The sequence below is a fragment of the Brevibacterium sp. FME37 genome, assembly GCF_014897485.1.
Taxonomy (GTDB): Bacteria; Actinomycetota; Actinomycetes; order Actinomycetales; family Brevibacteriaceae; genus Brevibacterium.
The window spans coordinates 19,811-40,113 of record NZ_JABUYE010000021.1; the positions used below are offsets into that span (position 1 = coordinate 19,811).

The 20,303-nt window shown below is 57.7% G+C and carries 26 protein-coding genes; 19 read left to right on the forward strand and 7 right to left on the reverse strand.

The genetic code is table 11. The annotated features are described in order from the left end of the window. The first annotated feature begins 31 nt into the window (after positions 1-31). The 14 genes from INT29_RS18210 (at position 32) to INT29_RS18275 (ending at position 10,202) form a co-directional block, all read left to right on the forward strand. On the forward strand, positions 32-604 hold the full coding sequence (locus INT29_RS18210) for a hypothetical protein (protein WP_193072789.1): 573 nt from the start codon (positions 32-34) through the stop codon (positions 602-604). 85 nt (positions 605-689) lie between these two features. Then, the gene (locus INT29_RS18215) at positions 690-947 is read left to right on the forward strand and encodes a hypothetical protein (RefSeq protein ID WP_193072792.1); all 258 of its coding nucleotides are present in this window, start codon (positions 690-692) and stop codon (positions 945-947) included. Next, on the forward strand, positions 944-2,071 hold the full coding sequence (locus INT29_RS18220; RefSeq protein ID WP_193072795.1) for a zeta toxin family protein: 1,128 nt from the start codon (positions 944-946) through the stop codon (positions 2,069-2,071). The genes INT29_RS18215 and INT29_RS18220 overlap by 4 nt, the downstream gene beginning before the upstream one ends. Positions 2,072-2,463: 392 nt before the next feature. Next, a complete protein-coding gene (locus INT29_RS18225; RefSeq protein WP_193072797.1) occupies positions 2,464-2,736 on the forward strand; it encodes a hypothetical protein in 273 nt (90 codons plus the stop codon). A 60-nt stretch (positions 2,737-2,796) separates the two neighbouring features. Continuing rightward, complete coding sequence (locus INT29_RS18230; protein ID WP_193072800.1) at positions 2,797-3,390, forward strand: DUF6349 family protein; 594 nt, start codon at positions 2,797-2,799, stop codon at positions 3,388-3,390. An 89-nt stretch (positions 3,391-3,479) separates the two neighbouring features. After that, complete coding sequence (locus tag INT29_RS18235; protein ID WP_193072803.1) at positions 3,480-3,749, forward strand: hypothetical protein; 270 nt, start codon at positions 3,480-3,482, stop codon at positions 3,747-3,749. A 57-nt stretch (positions 3,750-3,806) separates the two neighbouring features. Next, positions 3,807-4,028 (forward strand): hypothetical protein, encoded by a 222-nt coding sequence (locus INT29_RS18240; protein ID WP_193072806.1) that lies wholly within the window; start codon positions 3,807-3,809, stop codon positions 4,026-4,028. After that, a complete protein-coding gene (locus INT29_RS18245; protein WP_193072808.1) occupies positions 4,018-4,554 on the forward strand; it encodes a hypothetical protein in 537 nt (178 codons plus the stop codon). Before INT29_RS18240 ends, INT29_RS18245 begins: the two co-directional genes overlap by 11 nt. Next, positions 4,551-4,868, forward strand: a complete 318-nt coding sequence (locus INT29_RS18250) for a hypothetical protein (protein WP_193072810.1) — start codon at positions 4,551-4,553, stop codon at positions 4,866-4,868. Before INT29_RS18245 ends, INT29_RS18250 begins: the two co-directional genes overlap by 4 nt. Before the next feature lie 48 nt (positions 4,869-4,916). Then, entirely contained in the window at positions 4,917-5,270 is a 354-nt protein-coding gene (locus INT29_RS18255; protein ID WP_193072812.1) for a hypothetical protein, read from the forward strand. Next, positions 5,267-5,683: a hypothetical protein gene (locus INT29_RS18260; RefSeq protein WP_193072813.1), complete on the forward strand. Its 417-nt coding sequence runs from the start codon at positions 5,267-5,269 to the stop codon at positions 5,681-5,683. The genes INT29_RS18255 and INT29_RS18260 overlap by 4 nt, the downstream gene beginning before the upstream one ends. Before the next feature lie 50 nt (positions 5,684-5,733). Further along, a complete protein-coding gene (locus INT29_RS18265; protein ID WP_193072815.1) occupies positions 5,734-5,913 on the forward strand; it encodes a hypothetical protein in 180 nt (59 codons plus the stop codon). 393 nt (positions 5,914-6,306) lie between these two features. Then, positions 6,307-7,077 carry a hypothetical protein gene (locus tag INT29_RS18270; protein WP_193072817.1) on the forward strand — a complete coding sequence of 257 codons (771 nt, stop codon included), beginning with the start codon at positions 6,307-6,309 and terminating at the stop codon, positions 7,075-7,077. A 281-nt stretch (positions 7,078-7,358) separates the two neighbouring features. After that, positions 7,359-10,202 carry an SAM-dependent DNA methyltransferase gene (locus tag INT29_RS18275; RefSeq protein WP_193072819.1) on the forward strand — a complete coding sequence of 948 codons (2,844 nt, stop codon included), beginning with the start codon at positions 7,359-7,361 and terminating at the stop codon, positions 10,200-10,202. 74 nt (positions 10,203-10,276) lie between these two features. Here the strand turns inward: INT29_RS18275 and INT29_RS18280 are convergent, their stop codons facing one another. The 3 genes from INT29_RS18280 to INT29_RS18290 are packed head-to-tail and all read right to left on the reverse strand — an operon-like array spanning position 10,277 to position 13,257. Continuing rightward, positions 10,277-11,182 (reverse strand): AAA family ATPase, encoded by a 906-nt coding sequence (locus INT29_RS18280; protein WP_101596691.1) that lies wholly within the window; start codon positions 11,180-11,182, stop codon positions 10,277-10,279. Beyond that, a complete protein-coding gene (locus INT29_RS18285; protein WP_226842207.1) occupies positions 11,169-12,611 on the reverse strand; it encodes a Mu transposase C-terminal domain-containing protein in 1,443 nt (480 codons plus the stop codon). The genes INT29_RS18280 and INT29_RS18285 overlap by 14 nt, the downstream gene beginning before the upstream one ends. Before the next feature lie 19 nt (positions 12,612-12,630). After that, positions 12,631-13,257: a recombinase family protein gene (locus tag INT29_RS18290; RefSeq protein WP_135538707.1), complete on the reverse strand. Its 627-nt coding sequence runs from the start codon at positions 13,255-13,257 to the stop codon at positions 12,631-12,633. A gap of 238 nt (positions 13,258-13,495) precedes the next feature. On the opposite strand from INT29_RS18290, the gene INT29_RS18295 reads away from it, so the two are divergent. Further along, a complete protein-coding gene (locus INT29_RS18295; RefSeq protein WP_101596696.1) occupies positions 13,496-13,897 on the forward strand; it encodes a VOC family protein in 402 nt (133 codons plus the stop codon). 160 nt (positions 13,898-14,057) lie between these two features. After that, complete coding sequence (locus tag INT29_RS18300; RefSeq protein WP_101596698.1) at positions 14,058-14,432, forward strand: VOC family protein; 375 nt, start codon at positions 14,058-14,060, stop codon at positions 14,430-14,432. Between the two features lie 156 nt (positions 14,433-14,588). On the opposite strand, the gene INT29_RS18305 is transcribed toward INT29_RS18300, so the two are convergent. The 3 genes from INT29_RS18305 to INT29_RS18315 form a co-directional block, all read right to left on the reverse strand. Continuing rightward, the gene (locus INT29_RS18305) at positions 14,589-15,098 is read right to left on the reverse strand and encodes an NUDIX hydrolase (RefSeq protein WP_319020939.1); all 510 of its coding nucleotides are present in this window, start codon (positions 15,096-15,098) and stop codon (positions 14,589-14,591) included. Positions 15,099-15,141: 43 nt separating this feature from the next. Further along, positions 15,142-15,810 (reverse strand): DUF402 domain-containing protein, encoded by a 669-nt coding sequence (locus INT29_RS18310; protein ID WP_101596701.1) that lies wholly within the window; start codon positions 15,808-15,810, stop codon positions 15,142-15,144. A gap of 186 nt (positions 15,811-15,996) precedes the next feature. Continuing rightward, positions 15,997-16,701 carry an O-methyltransferase gene (locus INT29_RS18315; RefSeq protein ID WP_167854374.1) on the reverse strand — a complete coding sequence of 235 codons (705 nt, stop codon included), beginning with the start codon at positions 16,699-16,701 and terminating at the stop codon, positions 15,997-15,999. 290 nt (positions 16,702-16,991) lie between these two features. Between INT29_RS18315 and INT29_RS18320 the strand changes: the two genes are divergently transcribed. The 3 genes from INT29_RS18320 (at position 16,992) to INT29_RS18330 (ending at position 19,746) form a co-directional block, all read left to right on the forward strand. Continuing rightward, positions 16,992-18,449 carry a hypothetical protein gene (locus tag INT29_RS18320; protein WP_193072821.1) on the forward strand — a complete coding sequence of 486 codons (1,458 nt, stop codon included), beginning with the start codon at positions 16,992-16,994 and terminating at the stop codon, positions 18,447-18,449. 201 nt (positions 18,450-18,650) lie between these two features. Beyond that, on the forward strand, positions 18,651-19,250 hold the full coding sequence (locus tag INT29_RS18325) for a recombinase family protein (RefSeq protein ID WP_226842209.1): 600 nt from the start codon (positions 18,651-18,653) through the stop codon (positions 19,248-19,250). 271 nt (positions 19,251-19,521) lie between these two features. Continuing rightward, the gene (locus tag INT29_RS18330; protein WP_193072823.1) at positions 19,522-19,746 is read left to right on the forward strand and encodes a glutaredoxin domain-containing protein; all 225 of its coding nucleotides are present in this window, start codon (positions 19,522-19,524) and stop codon (positions 19,744-19,746) included. A gap of 59 nt (positions 19,747-19,805) precedes the next feature. On the opposite strand, the gene INT29_RS18335 is transcribed toward INT29_RS18330, so the two are convergent. Next, positions 19,806-20,102, reverse strand: a complete 297-nt coding sequence (locus INT29_RS18335; protein ID WP_193072825.1) for a hypothetical protein — start codon at positions 20,100-20,102, stop codon at positions 19,806-19,808. Between the last annotated feature and the right edge of the window lie 201 nt (positions 20,103-20,303).

Genomic DNA, 20,303 nt, shown 5'->3' on the forward strand with positions numbered 1-20,303 from the left:
GAGTATCCAGATACGTTAGGAGTGATTGACCATGGCTATCCCGACCTCATTTCCGGTGAAATACAAATGTGGACACACCGAACAGCGGGACCTGTCCAACGTTGCAGCTTCGAAGCGCAGCCAGCTCGCAGAGTCAGACTTCTTTGCTACCAAAGCAGGGAGTGACGATGATGGAATGGTGTGCAACAAGTGCTTCAAAGAAACGCGGAAAGTGGACAAGGAAGCATTTCTCAGGCAACTCATGTTGGACACTGAAGCATTTGAGAACCAGCATGGCCTTCCTGAATTGACTGGCACAGAGAAGCAGGTGAGTTCCGGGCTGATCGAGTCCGCTCGCCGGGATCGGTTCACTGTTCTGGAGGCAATTCTCGAATCGGAAGACTTCGAAGACCGCAGAGACGATGCGCTGACTGCGGCGCGGACGTTGACTTGGGGCGGCTGGTGGACAAACCAGCTCGGCTACAAGGAACGACGAATCACTAACAACTATGGTCCAGAGGAATACTTGGAGCTCATTCTCGACGGGGCCGAGCAAGAAGCGAAGCGCGAACCCTCGGTCCGCATTGAAGCCGAGAACCCGCACGATTGGAATCCTGCCGAATAGCTAGTTCTAGTGCCTCCTGTTCGTTAGGAGCTAACGTAATAGAATCCGGACAAGCGCCACCACGCACCAGCCGAAGGAGGGCCTGATGAGCGACACGAACGCCTTAACTCCACAGCAGATTTTCACTGCTTACAGTGACGGGACGATGCCCCGCGAAAAAATGATCGAGCTGATTGCTCGGTTCCCCTTTGTCGAAGAACCGGCAACGGATGGATACGACTGGATCACCCCAGAAGCAGACGGGCCGACCTGGAGAGAAGTCTCTGCTGCCAAGTACGCGGGGACTATTTCTCGGGAGGACTACGCAGCGATCTTTGAACTGCGGCATAGTAAGCAGGCATGAGTATTAGTTCACAGCATCTCGAAGACATGGCAAGTCGCCATGTTCGCTGGGCAATGGATATGCAACGCCGCCCCGAGCTGGATGCGAAGAACAGCCCATACGCAAGCGTGAACAATCCACGCTGGTTCCAAGGCGGCGAACCAACGCCGGACCGGTCTGACTTTCACGATCAGCTCATGCGTGACCTAGTAGCCAATGCACCAAATGTTGGACAAGACAAACATGCAGTGGTGCTTGCCGGCCCCCCAGGAGCAGGAAAATCTCGGATCATGCAGGACTCCGACTACTACGCCAACATCCCCGGCTATGACCCGGACACGTTTATTTCGATAGATGCTGACTACTTCAAAGAGCGGATTCTCACGCGGGCCTCTAGCGATGGAAGTCTGCATCGGGACCTTAAGCCTGACTTCGTTAAGGACCTTGAAGAATCCGGTGAGGTGTTCGGCCCTTTGGAATTCGCTTCGCTGGTTCACGAGGAATCATCGACTCTAGCCAAGCGCGCCCGTGAGTTCTGCGTCGACCAGGGATACAACATCGTCGTTGATACCGTGCTCTCCAGCGCATCCTCCGCAGAAGCTATCGGAGACCTTCTCCAGCGCAATGGTTACTCAGTCAGCGTGGTTGATGTTGAAATACCTGCCGACGTCTCCAAAGAGGCCGTGGCACATAGGTGGCAGACCGGCTACATGGGAATGCTCAAAGGAGACCCCGATCAGGCGCTCGGTGGCCGCTGGGTGCCTTCGGAATATGTTGATGGAGTGTTCGGCAACGGACAGTCACAGCCAAGGGCAAATGCCGAAAAGCTGGCTACCGAATATTCCAATGTAAAGACGTATCAGGTGTATGAGCGACAGTCCGCCGTCGCTAACCCAGAGATGGTCGACGCGAAGCAGCGCAAAGTCATTGGGGCACCCCTCGAATCCGCCAAGCACGACTCTGTGGCGACGGGTAAAGACGCGACGCTAGGACTTGACCCTCAGACCCAGGCAGCGTTGGAGCTGATTAGGAAAAGTCGCTCACCGAAAACAACGAACCAGCAGGGCACACCCGCAGATCCGAGTCGACGGGATTTCTCATCGCAGTCACTACGGAATGATCGAAGCCAGGGACACGAGCGCTGAGCTGAGAAAGAGCCCGCTAGGCGGGAGATGTGACCGGGGAAGAGCTGCCGCCCAAAATCCCTCCGCTGCGCTCCGCGATTTCGGTTGCCCTGAGACAAACTTCTACCGCACTGACCGTTGTGGCTAGGAGATGCACGCCGTTCAGAGACATGTGACCATTCATTGGCTGTCCCTGCTGGGGTTGAGCGAGCAAAGACTAAGACGATTGATCCATAGCCGATGACGAAATGTTAGCTCTTGAGGCAACGACAAAACGGAGACACGACACCAAACCATAAACCCATAAATATTGCAATATTCCTTTCCTTCCTATTGCTACACCCTCATAAGAGGGTGTATACTGGAGGTGTAGCCAGGGGGACGGACCCCGGCACAGCCGAAAGGAAAACACCATGTCAAGCATCGTCTTCATTAACACAGACAACCTCAACACAGGCCGCGATGAGGCAGTGGAGGTCCATGCCCCGGACTGCCAGCACCTCGCTCGCTACCGCAGCCATCCCTTCTTCGACGTCGGCAGGCCAGAAGCCTGGGACTCCGCGCAGGCGTTCTTCGATGACTACAACGCAGATTTCATTGCCGAGGACGGTCCCGCAGGAGCCTGGGACATTCGATTCTTCGCCTGCTCTGGCCTTGTCTCCAAGTCCACCGTCATCACAGCCTGAGCCACCCGCGCCACAGCCGGGGGCCTCGGCCCCCGGCGCACGCCAAAGGAGGCGAATCCCATGACTGCACAGCTCGACATCTTCACCGTCCTCGAAGCCAACGAGCGCGCCGAGCGCACCGCACACCTGCCCCGAGCATTCACCGACAGCACCGAGTTCACCGCCGCTGAACTAGCTGACGCATACGAGGCGTGGGCTGACGAAAACGGGCGGTTCGACTGTGTGCGCCGCTCCCGCATGTGGCACCCCGCCTTCTGCGAGCCGTTCGGGGTCGATCAGCCGCACTCCGCCTGGGTAATGCAGGCCGACCTGCGATGCGACCACTACGGCGAGACTTGCTGCTGCGTGACCGGCTACCTCTACCGCGTGTACTGCTCCGACTGCCAGTGGTGGACACAGCCAACCGAGGGTGAGGGGGGAGCTGTCCGTTCCTATCATGACCACTGCTGGCCCGGATGGAGGGAGCTGCCGGTGCTCACTCGCCCCAACCTCGACCGCAAGCCGAAGCTTCCCTCCGACTACCCACAAGAATGGCAAGTTCCCGGCGCACCCATCCGCACTCATCGAACCGGAATCGGCACACGCAACGTCCCCGGCTACTCGCCGTTCGGCGGCTACGACATGACCGACCCGGACTGCCTCGAAAAAGAGTGAATCATCCTCTTGCTACACCCTCATATGAGGGTGTAGACTGGAGGTGTAGCCAGGGGGATGGACCCCGGCACAACCGAAAGGAAAACACCATGTTCAAGACATCCACTATCACCCGCGAACGCCAGGAACTCGTTCGCATCGTCAAAGCCGGAATCGCTGACTTCGAGGACTCCGTGCGAGACGATCCCCGCGTCCTCCGCGACTACCTCACCGAGCCGCTGAGCACGTACCGCATCCACCACGAGTGGGTGCTCGAAGCAGTCGAGACCGCCGCACGCGAAGACTGTGAACCGGTCTTCTCCGGCGACATGGAGCTCTACTTTGACCGCCTGGTCTACGACGGACTCAACGCAGGCTGACCACCACACACTTAGCCGGGGGCTTCGGCCCCCGGCACGCACCGAGAGGAACACATCATGAGCAAGTACACCGCTGAGAAGTCAGTCTGGATCAACGAGGGCGGCCGCGTCGTATGCCGCAACCACGGAGGCGATTACCTCCGTTCCGCTATCGCCCACGGTGACGGACCCCATATCCTCACACCCCTTGATGACTGGCTCTACCACTCACCGGAAATCGTCACACTCCATAACCTCACGTGCGAAGACTGCCAGAGGATTGAGGTGCATGATGGATGATCAGCTCGACCTCCTCGACCAGATAGCAGGGGAGACGCGAGGCAACGCAGCACAGGATCGCGCAAGCAAGCTGTTTGTGCTCACCGCTCTCCGCGACCAGATGCGACACTCGCTCCAATTCGTTGCCGCACTCGGACCAGACTGGCAACCCCGCTACAGCACTGACGAGAACATCGGACGGGCTGGTGAACGTATCCACTCCGCCTGGGACAAGCAGGGAATCAGTGTCAGAGCCAAGGAGCAGACTGGCCATATGTCTTGGGACGAACTGGCCGAACTGATCGAAGATCACCCCGACCGGCCCCGCGTGGTCGAGTTCTACACCAGCGTCCCTCATGAGAAGTCCGAGCGGTTCGCGCAGCACTCATTCGCTTGTTATCGCCCGTTCGAACTCATGCCCGAGGGGGCACCACACCAGTCCTGGATCGACAGCGAGCATGCACGACCCGACTGGAATGACAGGCTAGAGACCTGGAAGACCACTATCAAGATTCTCAACGATGCGATAAAAGAGGTGGAAGCATGATCGAACGACTTGAAGAACCAATGAGGGTAGAGGCGATGGGGATACGGCCTGCTGACCGGCTCGTGCTTGATCGGAATGACCCTCAAATTGCTTTCCATCTTCACCGTGATCGAGAGTTTGCTGACCGGCTCGAAAAAGCGGAGGGATTTGGGCGACCGCACGAGATTATCCATTGGAGGCGAGAGCATGGCGAGAATCAAGTGACAGTAAGCGTCAGAATAGATGATGGTTGTCCCGATGTTTGGCTTGGCTTCCACCCGGAAGCGTCCCTGTCCGTCATGCGCTTGGTGAAGTTTGTGCTGGCCGATGGATGACCCCCTGACGAAATCTGAAAGAAGAAGACTCCAATGAACAATGCAGAGATGAGATCCCGCCTCACGCTACTCGGGTTGAGCCTGAAGCAGCTCTCCACAATCACCGGCTGGGACTATCGAGAGCTACGCCGCACCGCGAACGGAGTCCGTGCCGTGTCGCCGCGAACGGTCGAGCTGATCGAAAGGCTCGAAGACTTGGCCGACAACGACCTCCGCGTCATGCAGGAAACAGTTGACGCAGGCTCACCCGTGGTCATTCCCCACTTCTCCGACGAGGGGCAATCCCCGTACTTCGCGGCCGGGGGAGTGATGCCCAGTTCGTACTGGCACGCACAGGCAGGAGCACTGCTCGCTGTCAACGAATCAGCGACCGTCATCTACAAAGAGGCTGATGAAGCATGAAGCTACTCCAGCTACTTTCCTGCACCGCCTATGCTGCGTTCGCCGCAGGATTCTTTTGGGTTGTGGATCATCCTGCCGAGCAATTGGCCACTTTTGTGATTCTCGTAGTCTCCGCTGCTGTGATGATCTGGCGCGCGGCATACGCGCGGCAGCATGGTCTTTGGGCGCGGAGCCTCTCATGGTCCGTAGAAGCTTTGAAGCCCGAGCGTACTGCCTTGGTGACGATGGGAGTCATCTTCGCGGTGGCGGCTGTCGGTGTGGCAGGGAACTTCTCTACACCCAGCGATGACAAGAGTGTCGGTGTATTGGTCGCCCTGTTCCTGACAGGCGGACTGTTTGCGGCCCTCATTACTTCACCACACAACCTTATCGAACTCGCTAAATCCGAGGGGAGGGTGGACAGTCCATCGTAGGTAATAATGAAGGAACTAAGTGTCGGGTCAGATGAGTAGAGGGAGCAGCAATGTCGGATATCGCAGAAGGTAAAGCCTGGGTTGCCGCCGCTTCGGAGGCGATGGAATATTTCCTCAAGCACGGACCAGAAGAAGCAATGTCTTCCGAAAAGCAGCGTCGCTGGAATCAGCTCGTAGAGGCCACTCAAGAGGCTGCGGATCGTCATGATACAACTCGAGGTTTTGAATGACCTCCATTGCAAATGGAACCGGACTCGTCGGACTGTGAGTGGCGCAGTCCGCCGTTGTGCCGATAACGCTCATTTTCGCTCCCACCACACATCACTGGGGTTCAGCCAAACTCCGGTAAATCTGCACCGAGAATCTGAAAGCTCAACAAATATTGCCACCTCCGGATCAAGGCGAGTCGCCCATCCCTCCTTCCACTCTTGGCCATCGACCTCCCATACAAGACGAGCCCAAACCTGTATTCTCGGCTTCTCAGGCAGATCCCGAGCTTCAAGCCCATTGAGGACACGTTGAGTGTTAGGAATGCTGCCACTGAACTGAATCGGCCTATAGGACATACGTTCTATTATGGCGCATGTGAGGTCCGTGTTTGTCACTAGTGCAAGGAAAACCAGTTGGACCCAATCACGGACTATCACAAAACGATTCGCGGATGGATCACCCGCTTCAGTAAGAATCCGAACTGCGATTTTGGATCTGCTCTTCACTCCGACAGCAGCCGGTATCCGATAGTTGAAGGAGGCGGCAACTTCGATGCAGGGAAGATGGTTGTCAGAGCGCTTAATACCGGAGTTGATGCTCTTCGTGCGATCGTAGATATGGAAAATCGTCAGAAACGTGCCGGTCTCAATGTGACGGGTCTTTCAGTGCTCTCACGAACCGGTATGGTGTCTGCATCTCTCGCGATCTGGCTGCTCGAACCTGACGACGCCGACATTCGCTTTGAGCATGGGCTCAGGTTGTCACGGGAGAACATCAAGCAGTTCAAAGCCTTTGCTGACAAAGACGGCGTATATACAAAAACCGTCGATCCAAAAATGACCGAGGTCGCAACAGCGTTTCGCGAACTCGCCAAGGCCGAGATCGCCGAGATCGAGAACGTTATGACTCAACACGGTTTCAATCCCGGTCGGCAGGTCGAGAATTCGGCAATACTCTTCGAGATTGCCGAACTTTTGAATGGGTGGGGTGGCGACGCGAACGACTACAGGAAGCCCATTCTTGATGCTTGGCGCAAAACTTCGGGCTTCGCTCATGCGTTGGCGTGGCAATACGAGATCGCATTCGATCTACCACCCGACGATTTCTATGATGATGTGGTTGCTGCACCAACCATTCTTATGGCGATAGCCATCGATCTCTTCGAAAGAAGACGAACAGCTTGATGGCTTAGCCCGAATAGCCGCAGCCGCTGATCGCTGTATGCAACACCGACCTACCCGTGCCGCATACGTCATTTTCGCTCCCGCCACACGCTATCAAGAGCCCGCCACACTCCGAGGATTGAGCAGCGCTGATCATGCGCGGATTCCTCTAGCAAAGCAGGAAGTGGTGTCATTACAAAAGCAGTCATGCTGTTCAATGCCGAAGTACAGTTGAGCAAGACGGTGGGGACGACGTTTCCCCGACAAGAATTTGTGGCTCAGTACACGGAGAGGCAGCACCTATGCACGAGGTCATCGACCGGCCCGCTATCCACCGTAAGCTAACTGAGTTCTCGGCCTTTTGGCGCAATAGGATCTCTGGGTGGCGTGCAGCCGGCACCCAATCCAGCTCGGAAAAGCGCCACGCCCAACAGTTCTGGTCCGACCTCATGCGCTGCTTCGACATCGATTCCGAACGCGTCGATGTGTTCGAACGCAACGCTAACCGAAGCTCTACTGGCGGGGCAGGATTCATTGATTTCTTCTGGTCCGGGATGGTCATAGGAGAAGCGAAAAGTCTAGACAAGGACCTTGATACTGCTTACGACCAAGCACTCGACTACCTCAACGGCGGCAGCGTCAGTTCCCATGAATGGCCACGGTTTATCATCTCTACCGACTTCGAGAACTTCCGCCTAGATCGTCTTGGAGATGAGTCATGGACGCTACGGTTCACCATTGAGGAAGTGCCAGATCATCTCGAACAGCTATTGTTCTTCGCCGGTGTCGAGACGCTAACGAAACGGGAACAGGAAAACGCCTCTATCGAGGCCGCCACAATCATGGCACGTTTGTTCAACACGCTAGCTGGAGAAGAGGCCGACGAAGAAGTCGGCGACGAAGCCCCGACCACTCCCGAAGACGAAGACGATGACACTGAACGAGCCTCCGTGCTCATGACCCGGCTGCTATTCCTCCTCTACGGCGATGACGCCGGGTTATGGGAGCAGGACCTGTTCTACCGATGGATCGAGTCCGTCACCTCGAAAAACATTGGCCCTGCTTTGGACGGACTCTTCGAACTCCTCAACACCGATAAGCCCACGCGTGCACGAAAGTACCGAGGTAACCTGCCCGAACTCGAGGCACGGTTTCCCTATATTAACGGTGGCATCTTCGACAGTTCGGGACAGCTCGGCTATTCCGTGCCTACAGAGTTCAAAGACGTGCTACTTGATGCGGCTAGATTCCGGTGGACTACGATCAGCCCCGCAATCTTCGGTGCCATGTTCCAGCTGGTAAAGAAGAAGGAAGCGCGACGCGGAGACGGGGAGCACTACACCAGCGAAAAGAACATTCTCAAAACCCTCAGTCCCTTGTTCCTGGACGACTACCGTAGAGAAGCCGACCGCCTCATCGCTGACACTTCCCAGGTTGCTCCACTGCAACGACTGCAGACCGAGATCGCTTCGAACATCTACGTTGACCCTGCATGCGGAGCCGGAAACTTCCTCAACGTCGCCTATGCTCACTTGCGCCAGATTGAGACCGACTTGATCGTGGAACGCAGGCGGAGAGAAGGCTCCATTACGGGCACGGTCGACGTCACCTTGGATCAGATGCTGACGATCGACAAGTTCTACGGTATTGAGCTGAACTGGTGGCCCGCCAAAATCGCAGAAACTGCGATGTTCCTCGTCGACCACCAGGCCAACCGAGAACTGGCTGCGCGAACTGGAGAGGCCCCGGACCGTCTCCCGATCACAATTACTCCCACCATCATCCATGGCAATGCGTTGGACCTGGACTGGAACGAAGAACTACCACAGCCAGCGGGTCGCACGTTCGTGTTCGGCAATCCGCCCTTCATTGGTCAATACACGAAGACCGAAGCGCAAACGGCGGACATGAAGCGGGCATGGGGCGCTGATTACGACGGTTATCTCGACTACGTGACCGCCTGGCACGCCAAGGCCAAAAATCTCCTCGCCGAACGCCCGGGTGAGTTCGCCTACGTAACCACGAACAGCATCACTCAGGGCCAGCCTGTTCCCGCACTGTTTGGACCCCTCTACCGCGAAAGATGGCGCATCAAGTTCGCACATCGCACTTTCGCCTGGGACTCCGAAGCGCCTGGTAAAGCCGCTGTGCACTGCGTCATCGTCGGATTCACCCGAGACTCAACGGCTCGGCAACGGCTCTGGGATTATCCGAATGTGAAAGGTGAGCCCAAGAGCCAACGTGTGACCGTCGGCATCAATGCTTACCTCGTCGACGGACCAAACGTCTTAGTCAGGAGCGCAACAAAACCACTCTCACCAGTGGCTCCGCCGGTTCGTTACGGGTCTAAGCCAGTAGACGGTGGGAATCTCGTGTTCAAATCTGAGGAAGGCACACGTGGGCTTGACGGCGACCCTGTTGCGGCGAAATACCTTCGCCGGTTCGTAGGGGCGTGGGAGATGCTGCACAACGTCGACCGCTGGTGCCTGTGGCTTGAGGACCTGACGGCAAATGATCTTCGTGCTTCTCCGGGTATGAGGCAGCACCTTGACGCAGTAACCGCTTTCCGCGCTGCCAGCAAAAAGAAGTCCACCCGCGAGGCCGCACGTACACCGGCCCTATTTATCGAGAACCGGCAGCCAGACGTGCCGTATCTTTGCATTCCTAGCGTTGTCAGTGAGAGCCGCCACTACTGGACGGTCGCTAGGTTTCAGCCAGAGGTAGTCGCTTCCAACCTGGTTTTTGTGGCGCCAGACAACGACGGGTTGCTGTTCGCTTTGCTCTCTTCGTCCATGTTCATCACCTGGCAAAGAGCGGTCGGTGGGCGGATGAAGTCAGACCCGCGTTTCTCAAACACGTTGACTTGGAATACTTTCCCAGTTCCTGAACTCGACGAGGGACTCCGGCGACGCATTGTTCAAACAGGAAAAACGATCCTCGACGCACGAAATGAGCGTCCCGATCAATCTCTGGCTGATCTATACGATCCCTACCTGATGGGCGGCTTCAAACGCCTTCAGAAAGCGCACGATGCCCTCGACGCCGAAGTCGACCGGGCTTTTGGGGCATCTCGACGCCTTACCAGCGACAAGCAACGGCTCGAGCTACTATTCCCCGCTTATCAGAAGCTGGCAGAAGGGAAATAAGAGAAACCGATAACGGTCGTATGCGGGACTGCTGTTGTGAGTCGCAGCGGTAAATGGCACGCTTCTCGCGGCGTTTAGTGGCCGATGAGGAGAGCCTGCCGAGCCGCCTCTACAACCTCGGGTGTCAACTCGTTGAGGTCGTTCACTGTCTGCACGCGCTCGATCTGGGTGAGTAAACGGTCCACGAGGCGGAAGTTGCCTGCGGTGATCCGGACGATAGTGGCGATGGCAGTTGCGTGGGCGACGCCGCCGTCGGTTGCGCCGCCTTCAGCAGGAAGTCGTCTGGCCAGGACAGCGGTGAGTTCGTCCGCGGTCAGCTGGCGGTACTCGTGGGCGAAGCCGATGCGACTGTAGAGCTGCGGGTAGCGGGCGAGGCGTTTCTCGATACCGGGCATGCCGATGAGGATGACGCCCATGTGGTGATGGTCGAAGTAGTCACGGACTTGTTCAAAGCCGGTGGCCTTGAGACGATCGGCTTCGTCAATGATGAGCAGCTCGGTGCGTCCGCTGGAGCGGGACTCGGTATGGACGTAGGGGTCGACGATGCCGTGCTCGGCGAAGTCGACGGCGAAGGAGATGCGTTGGCATGCTCGTGGCAGGCCCTGGTCTATTTGTTTCGGGGTGGCCATGACCGTGGGGGTGAAGAACGCGGTTCGGGCCTCGAGAACGCGTTCCGGCACAGGGCCGAGGGTGTCGGTGAAAAAAGATTCCCATTGTTCCCAGTCATCGACACCCGAGTAGTGCCGGGCGGAGAGTGTCTTGCCGACTCCCGGTGGCCCCCAGCACAGGCCGATATAGCGATGGGTGCGCACCGCGTTGGCGAACTCGGCGAAGCGGCGATGCTCATGAGTTGTCTGGAACGGTGGCAAGTCGGGCCGTGGCGGGGCGCTGGAGTTGATCTCCCCGAAATCGCCGAAAAGGAATCGGCTTCCGTCATCGTCCTTGCTGAGGAGACTGTGTTTTGGGTCAGTCGGTGGCATAGAGACGCAATCCGTGTCGTGGTGGGACTTCTTCGACGCCGACCGGTTCCGCTTCGGGTGGTTCAGGCGGGACGTAACGGTTGTCAATCGGCAGCGCGTCGGCGAGGCTGCGGCGGTGGCGCAGCTGTCGCTTGAGGTCACGGCGACGTCGCGACCGGGCAGCCTGCAGCTCTCGTAGCGAGACGGACTCGGCGGCGAGTTCGGGAGCGATCGCGCGGCAGAGGTAGTCATCGCTGAAATAGACGCGGATCTCGCCGACATCGCGCGGGTCGAACCGGACGGTGACCTGTTCACCGACGTAGGCGGCCAGTACCGGGGACACATACCGGGTGGAGGCGAACTGGATCCCGTCGCGTTGGACCTTCCTTGTAGCTGCCGCAGTCAGCAGAAGTAGGTCCAAGTCCTCCGGTCGTGCTGGTGCGCGCGGGATGAAGCCGGAGGTTGCCCAGCGGTGGGCGGGCGCTTGGTGGGTTTCGGAGTGGGGGCGCTGGTTGTATTCGGTGACGATGAATCTTTCCAGGATCGCGTCGAGTTGCTCAAGACTGAGCGTCGGGTCCGTGAGGGGTTCTCCGTTCGTTCCGTGCGGGATATACCCGGGTAGGTGCGGTAGGACCTCGGTGGTGATGGAGCCATAGAACCGCTCGATCTTCCCTCGTCCTTGCGGAACGCCGATCCGTGAGTGGATGAGCTGTATCTGTGTGTCCAGGCAAACTCGTTCGAGGCGGACGGAGGTGAAGTCCGAGCCGTGATCGGAATAGAGCACATCTGGCAGGCCGCATACCGGCCAGGCAGGATTTGTCTTCTGATTGACCGCTTGGTGTAGTGCCAGGGCTGTCTGTTCGGCTGATGGGGCACCCTGGAAGAGGGTGTAGCCGGCGACGGCACGGGAGTAGTCATCCAGCAGCACCGTCAACCACGGCCGAACCGGCACACCAGCTTGGTCGAGTACCGCAACGTCCAAGAGTGTGTGGTCGGCTTGCCATTGTTCGTTTGGGTTCGCTGTGGTGCGGCGGAAAACTAGTTCGAACTGGTCTCGGTAGGCGGCATCGCCGTGTTGGGCGAGTGTGCGCAGGCCCGGGTCGATAGCTCCAATGATCGCCCGGACGCTGGAGTAGCTTGGCGCGGGCAGTCCGCGATCGGCAGCGATGCCGCTGACTCGGCGATGAACGTACGCGACTGTGGGCTCGGGGCGGCGAAGCGCGAGAGCTTCGATTATCTCCACAATCTCGGGCAGTATTCGCCTGGTACCGTTGTCAGCTCGCCGGAGGCGTTGAAGGCCATTGGACGTCGGGATAGCGCGATACTTCGCGGCCCAGCGTGCCAATGTTCGCACTGGCACGCCTGATTCGGTCGCGATCTGTGTCCAGGGGACACCGTCATCGTGTTGGCGCATCAGAGCGAGCCTCTCTTGTGGGGTTCTCTGCGCCATGACGATCACCAGTCCAGGATTAGGTCTCGGGACCGGGATCGGCGGCAGTTTCCGGCGCGACTGTCACTGCTTCGGGAGGCCGCGGTGGTAGGTGGCGATACAGGCTGGTGCGAGTGATCCCGGTTTTGGCCACGATCTCGGCGATGGTGTGTCCGGTCGTGCGTAGGTGCTCGGCGTAGGCCAGTTTGTCCGGATCCACCACGGAGGGCCGTCCGATGCGTCGGCCCTTCGCGGTCGCTACCGCTCGAGCGTGGGCGGCACGCTCCAGGGTGTATGTGCGTTCCATCTGTCCGAACAATGCCAGTAGCACTACCGACAGCTGCGCCATTGGATCATCGGGGTTCGACGAGTCCACCCTGATCGGGTCGGCGAGGTTGCGTACGCCGATGTTGCGTTTGGAGAGGTCATGGATCAGGTTCAGAGTATCGCGAACGGTTCGCCCGAGCCGATCGAGGGTGTGGACGACGATCACGTCACCGTCGCGGGCGTAATCCATGACTGCGCGCAGTCCGGGGCGGTCGACCGTGGACCCAGACTTCTTGTCCACATAGATCCGTTCGGCCGCGATTCCGGTCTGGGTCAGAGCATCGATCTGTCGATCCAGGTCTTGTTTGACCGTCGAAACCCGCGCGTATCCCAACTCCATGCGCCCAGCGTACCAATATTCGTGTCTGCACGGAATAGATGGGACGTTGATCTGGGCCTTACTTATGGGACGGAAATTCAGGCTCTGGCCCGATCGATGAGGTTGCTCGTCTTCGGTGTCCCACTACCAAGGAACTGGGATGGTAGAGCAGTCATCTAGTCGACACCGACTTCAACCTCGCAGTGATAAAAAGGCCACTCTTGTTGCTGACGGGCCTACTTCCAAGGAAGATAGCGGGATGGGTGACTTCGGATTGCTGCATCACGTTGAGCTACAAGTCTCGAATCTTGAGGCATCCGTCGGCCCCTGGGCATGGATGTTCGACGTCCTCGGGTACACGCCTTACCAAGAGTGGAGTGGTGGACGCAGCTGGCGGCACGGCTCGACATACATCGTGCTCGCCAACGCTCCCCGAGACGGCACCCATGATCGCCGTGTTGCCGGACTCAACCACCTCGCTTTCCACGCGGGTACAACACGGGACGTAGATCGCCTGTGGAAGGCGGCACCGCAGCATGGCTGGAATCAGCTCTATGTCGATCGTCACCCGTGGGCAGGCGGCGATGAGCACTACGCCGCATTCTTAGACAACGCCGAGCGGTTCAAGGTCGAGCTCGTCGCCACAGATCCAAAGTATTAGCCGAGCCATCACCGACGAAACAACTGCCGGCACCTGTAGAGATGTCGATCTTGTTTCGACCTGTCCGGGCAGATTACACACCTACTCGCTCTCGGGAAAATGTATGCAAGTATTCAATCGGGTGGTTGCCATACCGGCTGCCTATGTCTAGGTTCGACACATGAGCTGTCGCCTTTCCGAACTTGTGTTGAACTGTCACGACCCCGAGATGCTGTCCCGCTTCTGGTGCGAAGTGCTCGGATATGTCGAGCTGGGCCGCGACGGCGGTGACATCGAGATCGGCCCGGAATCGGGATTTGGCGGTCTGGCACCGACCATCGTGTTCGCGCCCGTGGCCGAGAAGAAGGCAGCACCCTTGCGCCTACACCTTGATGTGAACCCGGTGGATCGCGACCAGGACGCCGAGTTGGACCGTCTGCTAGCGCTGGGTGCCTGCCCAACGAACGTCGGCCAGACGGGCGAAGAATCTTGGCAAGTCCTTGCTGACCCAGAAGGCAACGAGTTCTGCCTCCTCCGGCACCGACTGTCGAACTAGGCAGGCGGCGACTTCTTAACCAATGTATTCGGCGATATGTACAAAGTTGGTGGCATCTCTACAGCATCCTCGTCATTGGCCACTAGACACTGCGAAAAACCACGCCACTCACCGCTGCGACTCACGGAGTTGTCACCACCGAACGAGTTCGTCGTCTCATAAAACTAAAGGTTTAGGAGGCGGCATAAGTCCGCGGCTTGCGGCCATCGTTCGCGCAATGATCAGCGTCGGATCGACGATTTCACCTCTTGCAATCAACGAGTCCAACTCTTCTACTCGAAGCCAAACAGCGCTGACTTGCTCCGCGGGATCATCCCGGGCTGCGGTCCCCGTTGTCGCTACTCCTGAAGAGAAGAACACGTGCACGGGCCAGCTTGTCCGGCCAGGGTTCAAGAAGAAAGTGTGGAGGGGAACCAAGCTCACCGGCACAATCCCCGCTTCTTCCTCAAGTTCGCGACGGGCCGTGTCTACCGGCTCTTCACCATCTTCGGCCCCACCCGCGGGCAGATCGAAGATCCAGCGATCAATCGGGTAGCGGTATTGCCGAGTGACCAACACGTGATCGTCGATGAAGACGAGTGCCGCGGCTGCAAATGGAATGCTCTCGTCAACTTCGTAGTGAGTTGGCGAGCCATCGGGGAGAGTGACCGTGTGGTCGAAAAGCACCACACGCCCTTCGTGAACCAGGAGCCGATCGACAGTCTCCCACTTAGCCTCTCCCTGCGACATCCTCAAACTCCCAGTCGGCATCAGTGGGCAAAGTAGGCACCGTCCAATCCGGGTCCGGCTGGAAGCCCTCGTATCCGGCGTTGAACGGGAATTCCCAATGCTCGACATCTTTCACGGCTTGCTGTGCCACTTGTCTGATCTGCTCCACCTTAGCTGTCGAGAACACCCCAGCGCGGTGGGCGAGCTCAAGTTCATCCTCGTCTTTGAAAGTGCAGATGCGATCAGGACTCACCAGAACGTCGAGCACGAGGTCTGAAGTCTCGATACCGGAATCAGACCGTGTGAATTCTTCTTCGATGTTCACGTAATAAGAGTTACGGACTCCCGGCTTCGTCTCGAAGAACCAGACGGAGTACATGGTGTTTGCCTGGAAGACTGCAAGTATCCCGGAGCCTACCCAGTTTCTGACTGCTTGGGCCCGCGGGGCGGTGAAGCGATCTGTCCCGCTGAGGGAGCGCAGATCTTGCCCATCATTGCTGACCTGATAGAGCATTCGAGTCCCCGCGGCCATCCACACTGCAAGGTGTTGATCATCATCAGCGATTACAGTTACCGGCCGTTGATCCACGAGATCGGGGAAGTCTGGGTCGCGGTAAGTCCAGAAGATTCTGTCGCCTCGTTGCCAACGCTCATGCTGCCGATCACTCATGCTCGCAACCTACCAGGACATGCCGAGCCCCTAAAGCGTCTGGACCACCACTGTGCAATGGAAAGGCACCGCCTCGCTAAAACTCACAAATCGCACCTCATTAGAAGACAGGATGGAGCGCACATTGGGGAAGTATCCATTTGGGTAGGCCATGTTGAGCATTTCTGCGATTGGGCTACGGCTGGTTTAGCGTCGCCGGGCGATAATGAGTCCGTCCCATCCCTTTTCGCCTACTGTCTGGAGTGCCGTGCCGTCCAGGTCGGGATGGGCTGCAATATCTTCCGCGACAGCACGTACCCCTTGAACCCTAGGGTCAGCGCTGGCAGCGTCAGCGACAGCTCCGTTACGAACGACGTTGTCGATGACGATGACTGCACCGGAACGTGTGAGCTTTAGTGCAGCCGCGAGGTAGGCGGGGTTGTTTGGCTTGTCGGCATCGATGAATACGAAGTCGAAAGGTTCGGCACCATCATGGATCAGCCGCTCTGCCGATTCCGTTGCTCGTCCGACGATCGTCTCGATTCGATGTGAAACGCCAGCGATATGAAAATTTTCCTCAGCGACTGCAGCGTTCTGTGGTTCTAGTTCGAGCGTGACCACTTGTCCCTGCTCGCCGACTGCCCGTGCGAGCCAGATCGTTGAATATCCTGCTAGCGTGCCAAATTCAAGTACACGTCGAGCACCAGCGATCTGGGCCAACAACTCTAGGAACGCACCCTGATTAGCTGCGACTTCGGCATTCGGCATTGTTGTCTCGTCGCCCGAATCACGCGCCACGACTAGGGCACTGTCTTCCCCGACAAGAGTCGACGTGAAGTACCTATCGACCGTGCGCCAAGCGTCACTCGCTTCATAACGGTTAACCGGTGCAGATGGCTCGAATTCGTTCATGGGCCCATTCTTACGCATTGAGAACCATCGACCATAGCGGGTACTCATTGGAAGTTCCGGCTTGCGTATAGAGAAGTGAACGACCGTCACAGAGCGCTGAAAGAACACCGCCATTTATCGCTGAAGCTCACAGACTGCTGTAGAGATTGGGGCACGGCTGTGCCGAAATACATGTCCCGAATCAATTGTCCCGTAATCCCGTGATACCCCCCTATTTCGGTACATTACCGGTAGAATCGGCAGTACATAGTTCTCTACACATTCAGGTATCGAACGATAGGAGCACGATCATGATCAGCCCCCGCACTCTGCACACGTTTGAGATGGAAGCAGCTGAGCTGCCTGCCGGTGATTGGACCGCGCATCGGGAGTTGGCTCAATCTGCCGTTGAGTTCGGTTATGCTGCCGAGCTCACTCAGGAAGTCAGCAACGACGCGGCCGATCCGACGCCGCTGACTCATCAACTCCGCTTTCTTGAATCAGACGCGGTGGATGTGTTCACTGAGGGGATTCAAGATGTGGAAGACGCTATGGGTGGAAGCGTGTCTGTCGAGCAGTTCACCCCTGATAGGCCTCACGGCTACTTTGGTCAGCGCACGCCCTTGGAATTTTCGCCGAATCAGGAGGACTGGCCGGACATAGCAAATGTTCGCCTCAGTCATGGTGGCAAGGAGTCGGTGCATTCGACGTTGACTCAAGCGCTGGAGACAGTGCTGGGTGGTCAGAACGATCTTGCTTGGATTCCGCCGAAGGACCATTCTCAGTTCGATAGTGACGGCCCTTTGCGAATAGATAATGAGTCTCCGGTGTTGCTTGATTCTGATGGTGCTGTCGTTGCCGAACATGTCCTCGACGCGCTGCGCGTGGTTGCGGCGAGCGAGGGTCAGCGCATCACGATTGGGACTGGCCGCGAGGACGCGGGAGCGGTATTCAGTGCTGATTTCGGCCCGGACGGACACTGGAGTCTTGGAAGATACGGTGTTGAAGACAGCCACACCATGCAAGACTACGGTTCGCTGCCTTCGTACCGAGTGACCGGTGAGTTCTCTGATGCGCTGGAGACTCATGTTGAGTACCAGGGGCGCGTGACGAGAGAGGACGAGCACAGCGCCTTTGAGGAAGCACAGTCGGAGGGAAAGGAATTGGCATCGCGGTTGCTCACCCCAAGTGACGAAGTTGGTGCCGAGGCTCAGGACGCGCGCTTAGCTCATGCCGAGAGCTTTGTGGCTGATTACGAAGCACGGCTCGACGCCGCATACGCGAATGCTCCATCGTCGACGCAGGAGCCTGATGTTGGTCCTGAGCCAGACCTGGAAAAATTAGTGGTCGCTCATGCTGGCGATGTGCAAGCAGCTGTTCGGTCGGAAGATTTCGCATCCGTCGTTCAGCAGACATTGGGGAAGAATCCGCACGAGCGTTTCATAAATGATGAAGACGGGCAACGGTTCGAAACGTGGCTGCCGAGTGAGGATGACCACGCGCACATTGCGACCGTTGTTGACACTGTGAGGAAACGTGTCGGGGCGGAGGCGGTTGATGGTCTACCGACTAAATCACCGGTGACGAACGCTGTTGATACTCAGGCGATGAGTTCGTTTGAGAAGGTGTTGAAGAACCGGCCCCAGTCCGGGCCTAAAGCTGGTCTCAGGGCCAGTGCGCAGCAGACCGGGCAAGCGTTTCGGCAGTCCGAACCTCTGTCACAAGCGAAGAACCAAGACCATGGCCTCGCGGGAGAACCACCATTTTGAGATCAGCACCCAACTGTTGCTGATCGAGAGCCGGCTATCGCCACGGAGATGATGCAGGCACCACACAGCGAGTTAATGGGCGTGTTGAACCGCCGCAGATGAGGTACGTCGTGATCGCGTGCGGTAGCTGTTCTTGTGAGGGCAACTGGATTCTAGCGAAGCGAATCCAGGCGGCAGATTGTTACGAGAGGGAGTGGGCTGTTGACGGCCTATGGGTACGTTCGTGTTTCCACCGTGGATCAGAATCCACAGTTACAGTTCGACGCGCTGCGCGCGTTAGGGATTGACGATGACCACATGTTCATCGACCATATTTCCGGATCGACGAAGACTCGTCCAGAGCTGGATCGACTAATGACCACGATAACTGCGGGTGATGAGGTTGTCGTGTGGAAGCTCGACCGGCTGGGCCGCTCGACGCAACATCTCATCGAGACTATCGAAACGTTCAAGACCAGAGGAGTAGCGTTCCGATCCGTGACGGACCCAGTCGATACGACAACGCCAGCGGGTAATCTTGTGTTCCAAATCTTCGCCGCGTTGGCTGAGTTCGAGCGTGCGCTCATTGTAGAGCGCACCCAAGCTGGCCTGGAGGCCGCTCGCGCGAATGGCCGGCACGGTGGCCGGAAGTCGAACATCAGTCCCGAGGCGGCCGAGCACATCCACAAGCTGCGTGAGGAGAAGTGGACGGTGCGTCAAATCGCGAAAGTGGTGCGCGTGAGTCCGTCCGCCGTGAGTCGTTTGCTTCGCGGGGAGATCGCGGCTAACCCCGATCTGGGGAAGAAGCGACGTTCCGTCTAGTCCATGTTCGACAGTAGAAGCGATGTGTGTTTCTTGGCGTCGGTGTGGCTGAGTCTCCTGTGCTGCGGGTGATTTCTTCCACGATGCTGAGGCAGGAGTATGGCCGGTGTCAATGTCGGCACAGTGTGCCCTCCTACGGCGAAACCTTTTCTCTGGGACGCTCGTTCCTCGCTGAGAAAACATTTCGTCTCCGTCGGGTTCCCTCGGTGACGTCGGCCATACTCCTGCCTCCGGGCGCTTCGTGCAATCACCCACAGCACAGGAGGACATCATGAACATCGAATTCTGGACAAAAACACGCTGCCCAAAGTGCAATTCGACAGCACGAGTTCTCAAGGAACGGAACGTGACGATCACCTACCGCAGCTTCGATGACGAGCCGGGTCTCGTGGACGAAGCAAAAGCTCGCGGGTTTTTCGAGGCCCCGGTTGTCATCACTCCGGATGATGCTTGGTCCGGGTACCGGCCCGACAAGTTGGTCGGGTTGCCGAAGTGACTCGGCAACACCGAGGCCCGCACCAAATGATGCGGGCCTCAGTTGCTTGCTGGTGTCGTCTACGCCGACACTTCTTGACCGTTGATTGGTGTCACCGATGCCGATGAGTCTGTAGTTCTCTTGGACTTTCGGGGACCGCTTTTGCGAGTAAAGCCCATCTTCTTCAACTCCGACTGCGACCATCCAGACGCCAATGCCAGCTCGTAGGCATCGCCCTCATGCTTTTCAACGTCGGCAATCTTCGCTTGCAGCGCCGTCTTTTCCTCGCCGAGCTTCGCCAGTGACTTCACCGTGTCACGGCGTTCCTTCATCATCGCCTCGGCTACGGCCAACGGATCAGTCGTGTCGGTACTCATGATCAACTCCTTCGGTATTGTCTCGGTGACCTAAGTCTCTCACGCGTGCTGAACCGTTTCAACGGAATCCACCAGAATGGACACTCGATTTACCCGGATCCACGAACGCTCCGCCTCAACACCGTAAGGTACCCCGGGCGGAGCGAGCTATACACTTATGGTCCCATAAGTGGCTCTGAGCCTTGCGCTGCGCTTGGCCCG

What these genes read in the sequence shown, in the direction of transcription:
- INT29_RS18210 (WP_193072789.1), top strand. Translation starts at nt 32, where the DNA reads ATGGCTATCCCGACCTCATTTCCGGTGAAATACAAATGTGGACACACC.
- INT29_RS18215 (WP_193072792.1), top strand. Translation starts at nt 690, where the DNA reads ATGAGCGACACGAACGCCTTAACTCCACAGCAGATTTTCACTGCTTAC.
- INT29_RS18220 (WP_193072795.1), top strand. Translation starts at nt 944, where the DNA reads ATGAGTATTAGTTCACAGCATCTCGAAGACATGGCAAGTCGCCATGTT.
- INT29_RS18225 (WP_193072797.1), top strand. Translation starts at nt 2,464, where the DNA reads ATGTCAAGCATCGTCTTCATTAACACAGACAACCTCAACACAGGCCGC.
- INT29_RS18230 (WP_193072800.1), top strand. Translation starts at nt 2,797, where the DNA reads ATGACTGCACAGCTCGACATCTTCACCGTCCTCGAAGCCAACGAGCGC.
- INT29_RS18235 (WP_193072803.1), top strand. Translation starts at nt 3,480, where the DNA reads ATGTTCAAGACATCCACTATCACCCGCGAACGCCAGGAACTCGTTCGC.
- INT29_RS18240 (WP_193072806.1), top strand. Translation starts at nt 3,807, where the DNA reads ATGAGCAAGTACACCGCTGAGAAGTCAGTCTGGATCAACGAGGGCGGC.
- INT29_RS18245 (WP_193072808.1), top strand. Translation starts at nt 4,018, where the DNA reads ATGATGGATGATCAGCTCGACCTCCTCGACCAGATAGCAGGGGAGACG.
- INT29_RS18250 (WP_193072810.1), top strand. Translation starts at nt 4,551, where the DNA reads ATGATCGAACGACTTGAAGAACCAATGAGGGTAGAGGCGATGGGGATA.
- INT29_RS18255 (WP_193072812.1), top strand. Translation starts at nt 4,917, where the DNA reads ATGAGATCCCGCCTCACGCTACTCGGGTTGAGCCTGAAGCAGCTCTCC.
- INT29_RS18260 (WP_193072813.1), top strand. Translation starts at nt 5,267, where the DNA reads ATGAAGCTACTCCAGCTACTTTCCTGCACCGCCTATGCTGCGTTCGCC.
- INT29_RS18265 (WP_193072815.1), top strand. Translation starts at nt 5,734, where the DNA reads ATGTCGGATATCGCAGAAGGTAAAGCCTGGGTTGCCGCCGCTTCGGAG.
- INT29_RS18275 (WP_193072819.1), top strand. Translation starts at nt 7,359, where the DNA reads ATGCACGAGGTCATCGACCGGCCCGCTATCCACCGTAAGCTAACTGAG.
- INT29_RS18280 (WP_101596691.1), bottom strand. Translation starts at nt 11,182, where the DNA reads ATGCCACCGACTGACCCAAAACACAGTCTCCTCAGCAAGGACGATGAC.
- INT29_RS18285 (WP_226842207.1), bottom strand. Translation starts at nt 12,611, where the DNA reads ATGGCGCAGAGAACCCCACAAGAGAGGCTCGCTCTGATGCGCCAACAC.
- INT29_RS18290 (WP_135538707.1), bottom strand. Translation starts at nt 13,257, where the DNA reads ATGGAGTTGGGATACGCGCGGGTTTCGACGGTCAAACAAGACCTGGAT.
- INT29_RS18295 (WP_101596696.1), top strand. Translation starts at nt 13,496, where the DNA reads ATGGGTGACTTCGGATTGCTGCATCACGTTGAGCTACAAGTCTCGAAT.
- INT29_RS18300 (WP_101596698.1), top strand. Translation starts at nt 14,058, where the DNA reads ATGAGCTGTCGCCTTTCCGAACTTGTGTTGAACTGTCACGACCCCGAG.
- INT29_RS18310 (WP_101596701.1), bottom strand. Translation starts at nt 15,810, where the DNA reads ATGAGTGATCGGCAGCATGAGCGTTGGCAACGAGGCGACAGAATCTTC.
- INT29_RS18315 (WP_167854374.1), bottom strand. Translation starts at nt 16,701, where the DNA reads ATGAACGAATTCGAGCCATCTGCACCGGTTAACCGTTATGAAGCGAGT.
- INT29_RS18320 (WP_193072821.1), top strand. Translation starts at nt 16,992, where the DNA reads ATGATCAGCCCCCGCACTCTGCACACGTTTGAGATGGAAGCAGCTGAG.
- INT29_RS18330 (WP_193072823.1), top strand. Translation starts at nt 19,522, where the DNA reads ATGAACATCGAATTCTGGACAAAAACACGCTGCCCAAAGTGCAATTCG.
- INT29_RS18335 (WP_193072825.1), bottom strand. Translation starts at nt 20,102, where the DNA reads ATGAGTACCGACACGACTGATCCGTTGGCCGTAGCCGAGGCGATGATG.